13 protein-coding genes, 1 tRNA gene and 1 rRNA gene are annotated in these 10,454 nt (G+C 31.9%); 8 read left to right on the forward strand and 7 right to left on the reverse strand.

Going from position 1 to position 10,454, the window contains the following annotated elements; translation table 11 throughout:
* Positions 1 to 203: 203 nt before the first annotated feature.
* Both rrf and BLP44_RS22745 read left to right on the forward strand, forming a co-directional pair.
* A 5S ribosomal RNA gene (rrf, locus tag BLP44_RS22740) occupies positions 204 to 313 on the forward strand.
* Between the two features lie 524 nt (positions 314 to 837).
* Positions 838 to 1,431 (forward strand): YdeI/OmpD-associated family protein, encoded by a 594-nt coding sequence (locus BLP44_RS22745; RefSeq protein ID WP_091136642.1) that lies wholly within the window; start codon positions 838 to 840, stop codon positions 1,429 to 1,431.
* A 56-nt stretch (positions 1,432 to 1,487) separates the two neighbouring features.
* On the opposite strand, the gene BLP44_RS23240 is transcribed toward BLP44_RS22745, so the two are convergent.
* Positions 1,488 to 1,709: an EamA family transporter gene (locus tag BLP44_RS23240; RefSeq protein WP_262494200.1), complete on the reverse strand. Its 222-nt coding sequence runs from the start codon at positions 1,707 to 1,709 to the stop codon at positions 1,488 to 1,490.
* On the reverse strand, positions 1,690 to 2,379 hold the full coding sequence (locus BLP44_RS22750; RefSeq protein ID WP_262494201.1) for a DMT family transporter: 690 nt from the start codon (positions 2,377 to 2,379) through the stop codon (positions 1,690 to 1,692). The genes BLP44_RS23240 and BLP44_RS22750 overlap by 20 nt, the downstream gene beginning before the upstream one ends.
* 344 nt (positions 2,380 to 2,723) lie before the next feature.
* Between BLP44_RS22750 and BLP44_RS22755 the strand changes: the two genes are divergently transcribed.
* Entirely contained in the window at positions 2,724 to 3,815 is a 1,092-nt protein-coding gene (locus BLP44_RS22755; protein WP_091136646.1) for an acyltransferase family protein, read from the forward strand.
* Positions 3,816 to 3,835: 20 nt separating this feature from the next.
* The gene (locus BLP44_RS22760; protein ID WP_091136650.1) at positions 3,836 to 4,270 is read left to right on the forward strand and encodes a hypothetical protein; all 435 of its coding nucleotides are present in this window, start codon (positions 3,836 to 3,838) and stop codon (positions 4,268 to 4,270) included.
* A 66-nt stretch (positions 4,271 to 4,336) separates the two neighbouring features.
* On the opposite strand, the gene BLP44_RS22765 is transcribed toward BLP44_RS22760, so the two are convergent.
* Positions 4,337 to 4,900, reverse strand: a complete 564-nt coding sequence (locus BLP44_RS22765) for an adenylate kinase family protein (protein ID WP_066033493.1) — start codon at positions 4,898 to 4,900, stop codon at positions 4,337 to 4,339.
* 403 nt (positions 4,901 to 5,303) lie between these two features.
* On the opposite strand from BLP44_RS22765, the gene BLP44_RS22770 reads away from it, so the two are divergent.
* On the forward strand, positions 5,304 to 5,663 hold the full coding sequence (locus BLP44_RS22770) for a MerR family transcriptional regulator (protein ID WP_091136660.1): 360 nt from the start codon (positions 5,304 to 5,306) through the stop codon (positions 5,661 to 5,663).
* A gap of 78 nt (positions 5,664 to 5,741) precedes the next feature.
* Here BLP44_RS22770 and BLP44_RS22775 read toward each other — a convergent pair whose 3' ends face one another.
* Positions 5,742 to 6,164 carry a helix-turn-helix domain-containing protein gene (locus BLP44_RS22775; protein WP_091136653.1) on the reverse strand — a complete coding sequence of 141 codons (423 nt, stop codon included), beginning with the start codon at positions 6,162 to 6,164 and terminating at the stop codon, positions 5,742 to 5,744.
* Between the two features lie 437 nt (positions 6,165 to 6,601).
* Between BLP44_RS22775 and BLP44_RS22780 the strand changes: the two genes are divergently transcribed.
* Positions 6,602 to 7,216 (forward strand): hypothetical protein, encoded by a 615-nt coding sequence (locus BLP44_RS22780; RefSeq protein WP_091136657.1) that lies wholly within the window; start codon positions 6,602 to 6,604, stop codon positions 7,214 to 7,216.
* A gap of 41 nt (positions 7,217 to 7,257) precedes the next feature.
* Here the strand turns inward: BLP44_RS22780 and BLP44_RS22785 are convergent.
* Positions 7,258 to 7,335, reverse strand: a tRNA-Val gene (locus BLP44_RS22785).
* Between the two features lie 179 nt (positions 7,336 to 7,514).
* A complete protein-coding gene (locus BLP44_RS22790; protein ID WP_091136663.1) occupies positions 7,515 to 8,741 on the reverse strand; it encodes a bifunctional folylpolyglutamate synthase/dihydrofolate synthase in 1,227 nt (408 codons plus the stop codon).
* 130 nt (positions 8,742 to 8,871) lie between these two features.
* Between BLP44_RS22790 and BLP44_RS22795 the strand changes: the two genes are divergently transcribed.
* Complete coding sequence (locus BLP44_RS22795) at positions 8,872 to 9,567, forward strand: MotA/TolQ/ExbB proton channel family protein (RefSeq protein WP_008464191.1); 696 nt, start codon at positions 8,872 to 8,874, stop codon at positions 9,565 to 9,567.
* Between the two features lie 3 nt (positions 9,568 to 9,570).
* Positions 9,571 to 9,966, forward strand: a complete 396-nt coding sequence (locus BLP44_RS22800; protein ID WP_008464192.1) for an ExbD/TolR family protein — start codon at positions 9,571 to 9,573, stop codon at positions 9,964 to 9,966.
* 155 nt (positions 9,967 to 10,121) lie between these two features.
* Here BLP44_RS22800 and BLP44_RS22805 read toward each other — a convergent pair.
* Positions 10,122 to 10,454: integrase core domain-containing protein (locus tag BLP44_RS22805; RefSeq protein WP_139159231.1), on the reverse strand; the 333-nt coding region annotated here is incomplete at its 5' end.

Here is a 10,454-nt window from a genome sequence, read left to right on the forward strand (position 1 = left end):
CAGATGTAAAGGCAGTAATGTCACAGTCGAGCAGTACTAATAATCCGTAAGCTTATGCACACCCTTTTCCTCCCGAGCAATCGGGAGGAGAGAACTTTCTAAAAAAACTCTTTGTTTCTTTATCCCAGTATGTTAAGATATTGTCTGATTGATAATTTACAATTGATAATTAACAGTCGGAAGCTGCTTGCAGCGAATAGCCTTAAGGTGGTTATTGCGGCGGGGCTCACCTCTTCCCATCCCGAACAGAGAAGTTAAGCCCGCCAGCGCAGATGGTACTGCAGTCATGTGGGAGAGTATGTCGTCGCCTTTCTTTTGTAAAACCCCGTTTCTAAACGAAACGGGGTTTTCTGTTTTATGCCAATTTTTGGAAATCCCGCAATGCAGCTGCCCTAAAACTTTTTTCCTGACCAAGCGTTAGGGATGGAAGCGGCATCTCCCGAATTTGAATAACAAGGCCTTTTTAGCCGCATCTAAGTATTTTTATTAGTGAGACTAATTAATATGTTTTATTTGATTGATTTTTATTCAGGGGCCAACCTAGGTCAACTTTTTATTGATGAGCTTTAGAGTGGTTATAATTGATTAAAATTGTTGGTTTTTACTTGGATAGCTTTTGTATTAATTTTGTTGTAAATTTGACTATAATGAAATTGAAAATCGATGGAAGAGTTAATTCGAATAAATAGTTTTCAAGAATTAAATTTGAAAACAGAGCTTGCCATTTAGCAGACTTTCCAATAGTTGAAAACTGATGTATTGCAGTTAGTCGACTTATATTTGCCCAATCTTGAACAATTCCTTCACCAGCCTTCCAACACTAAAAACTAATCCATTATGACAAAATACAGCACAGATTCTAAAGTTGATTTTTATTTTGAAATGGCTGAAAAGTGGAAAGCCGAAATTGAACAAATGAGAGAAATTGTTTTAGATTGTCATTTGTCTGAAGAATTGAAATGGGGATCTCCCTGTTATACTTTCGAAAAAGCCAATATTGTATTAATCCATTATTTCAAAGAATATTGCGCTTTTTTGTTTTTCAAAGGTGCTTTAATGAAAGATCCGGATAATATTTTGATTCAACAGTCGGATAATGTGCAGGCAGCACGTCAAGTTCGATTTACTAATGTTGAGGATATTTTGGCGAAAAAAGAAATTTTGAAAAGGTATATTTTTGAAGCTGCTGAAATTGAGAAATCGGGACAGAAAGTAGAACTTAAAAAAGTTTCTGATTTTGAAATTGCTGAAGAACTTCAGAGTAAATTTGATTCTGATGTTGATTTTAAAAAAGCTTTTTATGCTTTGACACCTGGTAGACAGCGAGCGTATTTGCTTCATTTTTCTCAACCTAAACAATCTAAAACTAGAGAAGCTAGAGTAGAAAAAAATATTTCAAGAATTCTAGATGGGAAAGGCTTGAATGATTAAAAATATATAAATAAAAGAAAAACTCCTTTGTATAAAAGGAGTTTTTTGTTTTATGTTTAAGAAATTTGCTGCTCAATGGTGTTTTTCTTTCGAATAGAAATAATAGACTGAAATAAAACTGAAGTCATCACTAAACTTATTCCAATGTAAAAAGAGAAATTGACCGATTGCCCTTCATTAAAAAATAAAAAGGCTAATATTATGGAATAAATTGGCTCTAGGTTGAATGTTAGATTTATGGTAAAGGCGGGAATCTTTTTAAGGGATTCTGCAAACATTACATAAAGGGGCAACCGTACAACATGAAGCGAGAATCAATAAATAGAATATGTCTCTTAAGTTTGGAATAAAGGTTTGATTTGGAAAATTATAAAAATAAAATGGCAGAGCTGCGCCTAATACCAATGTTCCGCCAAGCATCTGATAAAAATTAATGAGTTTGCTATCATAATATTGTACCAGTTTTTCGTTATAAATAGTATACAAGGCAGCAAATGAAGAAGAAATTACTCCAAGTAAAATTCCAAGTTGGTAAGAAGAATCAAAATGGAAAATCAGACTTATTCCTAATAAGGTAAGGATGCTTAATAAAACTTGAACCAGATTAAATTTCTTTTTATTGAGAAGTGGTTCAAAAAAAGCAGTAAAAAAACTAGTTAAACAATAACACACAACGCCAATTGATATGTTAGAATATTTAATGCTGGCATAAAAGAAAATCCAGTGAATGGTAATTAATACTCCAGCTTTAGAGATTTTTAGTGCTTCAGAAAATGACTTTAGCATTTTCAGATTATATATTTTTAGAATAAAAAATAGTATAATTGAGGCAAGGAATACTCTATACCAAACTAACGTGATTTCATTAAGAGAAATAAGCATTCCGAAAACGCCAGTAAAACCAGCGAGTAAAACTGCAGAATGCAGTATCAAATAAGATTTTTTCATAAGAAGTTGTCTATCCTTTTTTGGAGGATATATTTTAAATATTAATAATGTGATTGAGGTAAAGACACAAGAAATCGGACTGAAGATTCAGTCAAGTGTCAATACTAAAGACGTATTATTAATTTACTGGAGGAGGCAGACAACCTTTAAAACTCATGATAAAATTTGATTTTCAGCAAAATTAGAAAAAAAGCATTCTGTGAAAAAACGTAAAAAGTTATTTAAATGTGAAACTTCAAACATTTTAACAGTTGAATCGAATAAATCTGATTTTGATTTGAATATTTATTTGTAGAACTTGCAATGTCACCAAATCACCTAATTTATAAGCATACTATAATCTAATGAGTACAAGCCAGTCAATTACAGTTCTTGAAACAAAACAGCATTTTGAAATTTTAGACGGATTAAGAGGTGTCGCAGCTTTTGCTGTTGTCGTGTTTCATTTTATGGAATGGATTTTTACCGATCCGAGTCAGAATTTTATTAGACACGGATTTTTAGCTGTTGATTTTTTCTTTTGCCTTTCAGGATTTGTAATCGGATATGCTTATGATGATCGCATTGCAAAAATGGGACTTCGTCATTTTTTTATATCGAGAATTATAAGATTGCATCCGTTAGTTATTGCAGGATCAATATTAGGATTGTTGGCATTTTTATTTGATCCGTTTGGAGGTCATTTGGAATTGTATAGTACAGGAAAAATTATTTTGACATTTATCTGTTCTATATTTCTTATTCCGTTTCCGGTTATTGCAGATCGCGGTTTCAATTTGTTTAGTTTTAATGCGCCAGCATGGTCACTGTTTTGGGAATATATTGCCAATATCATTTATGCATTTGTGCTTTACAGAATTGCCAGAAGTTTTTTATTGCTGTTAACGATATTGTCTGCGATTGCAATCTGTTATGTCGGATATAATTCGGGCAATTTATTAGGAGGCTGGAGCGGACAAACTTTTTGGGATGGATGTGCGAGAATTTCGTATTCTTTTTTAGCAGGATTGCTTATCTATAGATCCAATTGGATTATTAAAAACAAGCTCGGTTTTGGCGGATTGACTATTTTATTGCTATTAGCTTTTATTATGCCGTTTTCAGAATACAATTGGATTTCGGAACTTTTGGTTGTATTATTATATTTTCCGTTACTAATTTCTTTAGGAGCTGGAGCTGTTTTAAAACCTGGATTAAAAAAAGCTTGTATCTTTTCTGGCCAAATATCGTATCCGCTTTATATGACGCATTATGCGGTTTTATGGATGTTTGGAAATTATTATACCAATTACAAACCAGATACAACACAATTGACTTTGATAGTCGTAACTTCTGTGATTCTGCTAGTTGGTTTTGCATATTTAGTGATGGTGGTTTATGATATTCCATTTAGGAATTTTTTAAATGCTAAAAGAAAGCAAAAATTTGTACGATAAAATTCTAAAAAAAAAGAATTATGGGTTTGCTAAAAAGAAATCTACTATCATTTGTTCTTTTTCTTGTGTTATTTCAAAATATTGAGGCAAAAGATATAGAGATTACGATTCCTAATTGTAAAGAAAAAGAAGTTCATCAAAAGGTTCAGTTTAAGTCAAGATATAAGCGTTTCTTCTTTAGAAAAACTAATGATAAAAAGGTTAAACGAATTGATGAGATTATAGATGAAAAAGGGGAAATATTAATAAAAGCTGTAATGAAATCAACTGAAACAGGTGATGAGTATCTGTTTCGGAAATTCCATAGATTGTTAATTGTTGATAAAGAGATACATGAGGTTATTTGTATCGTTGGCAAAGAATCAGGAAAAGTAATAGTTTATAATTTTTGTGGTGAAAAGGTAAAAGAGTTTAGTTTAAACTCAGAAGAACTATTCGAAAAGTATAAGTTTTAATACTTGAAAATATAAAAATAAAAAACTCTCCAAGATAATAAGTAGTTTTTTGGTGTTTATGTTCTTTTACAAATTATCCTTAATTCGTTTTGTTATTTCTTCAATTGTGCCCATTCCGTCAAAAGTTAAAACTTTAATTTTGGACTTCATATATTCGATTGCTGGTCTGGTTGAACTTTCAAAAACTGCAATTCTTTTAAGGTGAATATTAACATCTTTGTCATCTTTTCTGTTAGAAGTTTCGGCTCTTTTCTGTGCTCTTTTTAAAAGTTCTTCTTTTGGAACGTCAATATTAATTACTTTTCCAATTTCTAGATTTTTAGATTTAACGAGTTCTAATAAATCATTTACTTGCGGTTCAGTTCTTGGATAACCGTCTAAAATGATTCCTTTAGCAGCGATATTTTCATCCAATATTTTGCTAAAAAGATCTTTCATTATTGAGTCAGGAACCAAATCTCCTTTTTCTTCATATTGAGACATTATTTTTCCAATTTCCGTTTCATTTTGTTTTTCCAAACGGCATCTGTCTCCAGTTGAAATATGTTCAAAATGAAGTTCATCTTTTAAAATTTCGCATTGCGTGCCCTTGCCTGAATATGGAGGGCCAGTAATTATTAATATTTCCATTTGTTTGTAAATCGTTTAATTCTCTTTCGAGTTTTATAGTTGTGAATGCGGTATTCTGATTTTACAAGGAATCACAAATTTACAAGAAAAAAATATGCTTTTGCATAATAAAAACCTTAGGGGTGAGGCATTTGCAGGTAATTTTAGAAATGTATAGCAGTTCATCAGCTAGCAATAGACTTTTTTTAATGTGAGTTTTTGCTGAGAAATTCTAAGCGCTGACGAAATTGAAATAAAGCTTCTTTATAATTTCAAAAAAAGCTTAACTAAAAATAATGGAGTTTTTTATTTGAAATCTCATTTCTCGTGTTTTGAAATTTTAAAAATAAAAATAATTGGTATATTTGTATCTAAATAGTATAGACTATACTCTATGCTTTGTGGTTTTTCAAAAAATAAAATTATGCTTGTAAACGAATTATCAAAAAAAACCGGATTGTCAATCCATACGATTAGATATTACGAAAATTTAGGAATGATCAAGGGAATGACTGATGAAAATGTGACTTCTAATAATTATAAACATTACGATGCTAATACTATTGAGCGTCTAGAAATTATTATAGAAGCGAGAGAAGTCGGATTTACTTTGGCGGAAATAAAGAAAATATTGATCAGCTGGTTCGAAACAACTGATTCTAAACCAGAAACATTGGAGCTTTTTCAAGCCAAAATAAAAGAGATCGATGATAAAATGAAATATTTTAAGCAAACCAAAAGCCTTCTTGAAAAAGTATGTGAGAAAATAAAAAATAATGAATGATAATTTGTTTTCAATCAGTGAAGTATATAATAAAAAAACTCCATTAGAAATAATGGAGTTTTTTTATGCTTTAAAAGGTTATTTTCCTTTTGCTATTTTTTCGAGATATTCAACTTTGTCTTTTTCAGCTTGGATTAAGCGTTCATAAAGTTTTTCTTTTTCTCCGTAAAGTTCTACAATTTTATCAAGAGGATTAAAATTGGGTTGAACATTAATTGAATTAATTGTTGAACTATCGTGGCTAGTATTGGTAAAAGTATTGTTTATGATATTTAGTACCATATCATCACAATAATTTTTAATAGCTTCTACTGTTACGCCAAGAGCTTTTGCAACTTCAGCTAATCTTGTGTCGTCTATAGTTTCGCTGTTTTCAATAGCAGAAACCGTTTGCTGGCTAGTGCCTAAAGCTTGTGCCAATGCTTCTTGCTTCATATCGCGAAGTTCACGAATACGGCTAATATTTCTTCCGATGTGTTTTGGTCTTGATAGTGTGCTCATAATTCAAAGATAATAATTAAGTGAATAAACCAGAACTGTAAAAAACAGATTTTAAATGTATGTTACAGATTTTCTTGGGGAGCGGTAAACAAAAATACAATTTTTATAGTCAGGATTTTGAATTCTGTTTCTCAGGCTTAATTTTAGACAAAGATTTGTCATCATGAGGAACGAAGGATCACACTAGAAATTCCGTAAAGTATATCGCCAATTTGTGCCGATACTCGAGTGAGATTTCTCGTTCCTCGAAATGACAAGATTGTGTTGAATTAAACTTAAAAATAACTTTTACGAACCTGTTTGCAAGACATTTTTTGCAGGATTTGAAGAAAATTTCAATAGAATAATTCCTCTTTTTGAAGATTTGTTATTTATTGTACTCGTAAAAATAAATTAGTTAGATTTACTTTTATATTAAAATATTAAAAAGAAGAAAGATGAATGAGCATCACGAAGGGGTTTTGAAAATTTTAGGAGAGTTAAATGAAACTGAAAATAAATTAAAAGCTACTGAAACTTATAAAATAGTAGATGAAATTTCCGATTTATATTTAAAAGACGGATGTGGAAAAGCTTTTATCAAATTGATTGAAATAGATAAGGAGAAACAACTGATTGTTAATAATTATATCGATTTAATTGATATTTATTTTTACGAGAATAAATTATTAATTAAAAGCCCAAAGGATAAAGCCATAATTGATTTAATTCAGTCATATTGTGGTGGTTTTAATGATGATGCATTGGATTATTTGGAAAGATTTGCCTATAAAACTTGTGATGAGCAGCCTTATGCATTGACTATTTTGTTATTGCTAGCTAAAGTTGAAAAAAGACAAGAAGAAACACTTAAAAATGTTCGAATGAATTTCAATTCTTTTGATGTTAAAATTCAGAATTTTGTGAATGATTATTCTTCTGCTTTATTTACAGATAGAAAAATAAATTTTGTTTCGAACAATAGAAATCTTCAACAGAATAACATGAAAGATTCAGAGAATGTTTCTAGAGAGGAAATAGGCGAAAAAAAATGGTGGGAATTCTGGAAATAAAATAAACAAAAAAAAACTCCTTAATTTCTTAAGGAGTTTCTTGGTGGGCGATGAGGGGTTCGAACCCCCGACCCCCTCGGTGTAAACGAGGTGCTCTGAACCAGCTGAGCTAATCGCCCTATTTTACTAGGTTGCTATCATTTCGTGATTGCGAGTGCAAATATACGCTAGTTTTTGAGTTCTGCAAAGAAATTCGAATAAAAAATAAAACTTTTTTAAAAATAGTTTATATCTCCTTGTTTATGAATTTGTTATTAAAATGATTTTTTTGAAGTTTTTTCTACATCAAAAGTATATTTTAGTTCAAAGGCAACTCGGCAACAACAAAAGTGCTTCCGCCAACGTAAATAAAATCATTTTCTGAGGCATTTTTCTTTGCTTCCGCGAAAGCGATTTCAACAGAATCGTATTTTTTTCCAATTAAACTGAATTTTTCAGCTGCATTTTTTAAAGTTTCTGCAGGCAAAGCACGTGACGAATCTGGATTACAGAAATAATATTGTGCATCTTTTGGGAAAAGCGGCAAAATAGAATCTAAATCTTTATCATTTACAACTCCCAAAACAATATGAAGTTTCTCGTATTTCTCGTTTTTCAGCTGATTCATCACAACCGATAATCCGTGTTTGTTGTGTGCCGTGTCGCAAATAATTTTTGGGCTTTCTCCCAATTGTTGCCATCTGCCTTGCAAACCCGTATTTTTTACAACATTCACTAAACCTTCTTTTAATTGTTCTACGGAAATTTTAAAATCGGTTTCATTGTTCAAAATCGAAATTGTCTGCTGAACCGTTTTTTTGTTGTGAAACTGATAATCTCCAATCAAATCAGATAAATAAATTTGGTCAATTAAATCTGAAGCAAAATAAATCGGTGCGTTGTTTTCTTCGGCTTTAGCCAAAAAAACTGGTTTAGTTTCATCTGTATATTCGCCAATAACTACAGGAATATTCGGTTTAATAATTCCCGCTTTTTCGCCGGCAATCGCTTCCAGTGTATTTCCTAAAAATTGTGTATGATCTAAACCAATATTGGTAATTACCGAAACCAAAGGCGTGATAATATTAGTCGCATCTAGTCTTCCGCCAAGACCAACTTCGATAATCGCAATATCAACTTTTTCAGCAGCAAAATAATCAAAAGCCAATCCGACTGACATTTCGAAGAAACTCATATCATTAGCTTCAAAAAAAGATTTATGTTTTGCAATAAATTCAATAACAAAATCTTCTGAGATTTCTTTACCGTTGATTTTAATTCTTTCTCTAAAATCTTTTAAGTGTGGAGAAGTATACAAACCTACTTTGTAACCTGCTTCTTGCAGAACAGAAGAAAGCATGTGCGAAGTAGAACCTTTTCCGTTTGTTCCTGCTACATGAATGCACTTTAGCTCATTCTGCGGATTATCAAGATGGGCTGCCAATAATTTGATATTCGTTAAATCTTCTTTATACGCAGAAGCACCTTGCAATTGGTACATTGGAAGCTGATTAAACATCCAATTGGTAGTCTCTTGATAGTTCATTTGTTTAGATAAAATGGTTGTTGATTGAAATAAATTTCGATTTTTGTAGTTTAATATTACAGCGAAAATTATCTTTATTGCAAATTTCAAATATTTTTTAGAATTAATTATTAAAAACCAGAATTAATATATGTTTACTTTTATTCAGTTACAAACAGATACAATCGCAAATGCTTCAAATGTAGTGGTCGAAAAGATCGCGGCACCGCAAAATGAAATTTCAATGTTTGGTTTCATCATGAAAGGGGGAGTGTTCTTAATTCCAATCGCGTTGTTGCTGTTTTATACGATCTACCTAATTTTTGAACGTTATATGTACATTAGCCGAGCGTCTAAAATTGACAGCAGATTAATGCAAGATATTGGTGAAAAATTACATTCTGGAAATATTGAATTGGCAAGAACAATTGTAGAAAGAAATAATACTGCGGCCGGAAATATTTTGAAAGAAGGAGTTTTAGTAATCGGAAGACCAATTGCTGAGATTGAAGCCAACATGGACCGCGCTGCCGATATCGAAATTGGAGAAATGGAAAGGCATTTAGGCCATCTTGGACTTATCGCAGGTATTGCGCCAACGTTAGGTTTCATCGGAACAATTTCCGGGGTTATCAAAATTTTCTATAGCATTTCGGTTACCGAAAATATTAGTATCGGAAACATTTCTGGAGGTTTATACGAGAAAATGATCAGTTCTGGTTCTGGATTAATTGTAGGGATTATCGCTTATAGCGCATACCACTTATTGAACGGAAAGATTGATAATTTTGCTTTAAAAATTCAGAAACAGATTTTAGAATTTGTCAATATAATTCAAAGAGCATAAGCCATGTCTATTAAAAGAAAAAGAAGATTTCACGCCGAAGTTGCGACTTCATCTTTGAGCGATATCATGTTTTTCCTGCTGTTGTTTTTCTTAATTATTTCAACACTGGCAAATCCGAATGTGATTAAGATGACTTTGCCAAAAGCTAAAGCGAATGAAAAGACCAATAAACAGCTAATTAGTTTATCGGTTACAGAAGATAAAAAGTTCTACATTGACAAACAGGAAGTAGATTTTGAAAACTTGGAAACGAGTTTAATGTCAAAAATAGGAACAGATAAAGAACAAACCGTTGTAGTTCGAATTCCGTTTAATCTGCAAGTTCAAGACTTAGTAGATGTTTTACAGATAGGAGTGAAGAACAATTTGAAGTTTGTAATAGCTACAAGTCCGAAGTAGTCATTGCGAGGAACGAAGCAATCACAATAAGGAATGTGCCACAATCTTGTCATTTCGACGAAGGAGAAATCTCCACAAGTAACTCCGTAATGAATATCCAATCTTTGTAGAGCTTCTCGCGAAGATTTCTCCTTCGTCGAAATTGTAAAAGTTACTTATTTCGGTAACGGATTTATCATTTCGATTGGCTTTTTTCCATCAATTCCCTGATGCGGTCTTTCATGATTGTAATAATATAAATATTGCAGCAATTCCTCTTTTAACTCTTCTTGAGAATCAAAATCAGTATCTCGCAATAAATCCTCTTCCAGAGTTCTCCAAAACCTCTCCACCTTGCCGTTTGTCTGTGGGCGGTAAGGTCTGGTGTATCTGTGTACGATCCCGAGCTCCATCAGCATTCTTTCGAAAGGATGCTGATTTTTTACCTTGCTGGTTTTAATTCCAAATTCAGCTCCATTATCAGATAATATCTCTTCAAATTTTATTTC

Origin of the sequence: Flavobacterium anhuiense (genome assembly GCF_900101855.1) — a bacterium.
Lineage (GTDB): Bacteria > Bacteroidota > Bacteroidia > Flavobacteriales > Flavobacteriaceae > Flavobacterium > Flavobacterium anhuiense.

Bases quoted from the DNA above. Each gene is read 5' to 3' on its own strand.
- BLP44_RS22745 (WP_091136642.1), top strand. From the start codon at position 838: ATGACAAAATACAGCACAGATTCTAAAGTTGATTTTTATTTTGAAATG.
- BLP44_RS22755 (WP_091136646.1), top strand. From the start codon at position 2,724: ATGAGTACAAGCCAGTCAATTACAGTTCTTGAAACAAAACAGCATTTT.
- BLP44_RS22795 (WP_008464191.1), top strand. From the start codon at position 8,872: ATGTTTACTTTTATTCAGTTACAAACAGATACAATCGCAAATGCTTCA.
- BLP44_RS22765 (WP_066033493.1), bottom strand. From the start codon at position 4,900: ATGGAAATATTAATAATTACTGGCCCTCCATATTCAGGCAAGGGCACG.
- BLP44_RS22775 (WP_091136653.1), bottom strand. From the start codon at position 6,164: ATGAGCACACTATCAAGACCAAAACACATCGGAAGAAATATTAGCCGT.
- BLP44_RS22780 (WP_091136657.1), top strand. From the start codon at position 6,602: ATGAATGAGCATCACGAAGGGGTTTTGAAAATTTTAGGAGAGTTAAAT.
- BLP44_RS23240 (WP_262494200.1), bottom strand. From the start codon at position 1,709: ATGTTTGCAGAATCCCTTAAAAAGATTCCCGCCTTTACCATAAATCTA.
- BLP44_RS22760 (WP_091136650.1), top strand. From the start codon at position 3,836: ATGGGTTTGCTAAAAAGAAATCTACTATCATTTGTTCTTTTTCTTGTG.
- BLP44_RS22790 (WP_091136663.1), bottom strand. From the start codon at position 8,741: ATGAACTATCAAGAGACTACCAATTGGATGTTTAATCAGCTTCCAATG.
- BLP44_RS22750 (WP_262494201.1), bottom strand. From the start codon at position 2,379: ATGAAAAAATCTTATTTGATACTGCATTCTGCAGTTTTACTCGCTGGT.
- BLP44_RS22800 (WP_008464192.1), top strand. From the start codon at position 9,571: ATGTCTATTAAAAGAAAAAGAAGATTTCACGCCGAAGTTGCGACTTCA.
- BLP44_RS22770 (WP_091136660.1), top strand. From the start codon at position 5,304: ATGCTTGTAAACGAATTATCAAAAAAAACCGGATTGTCAATCCATACG.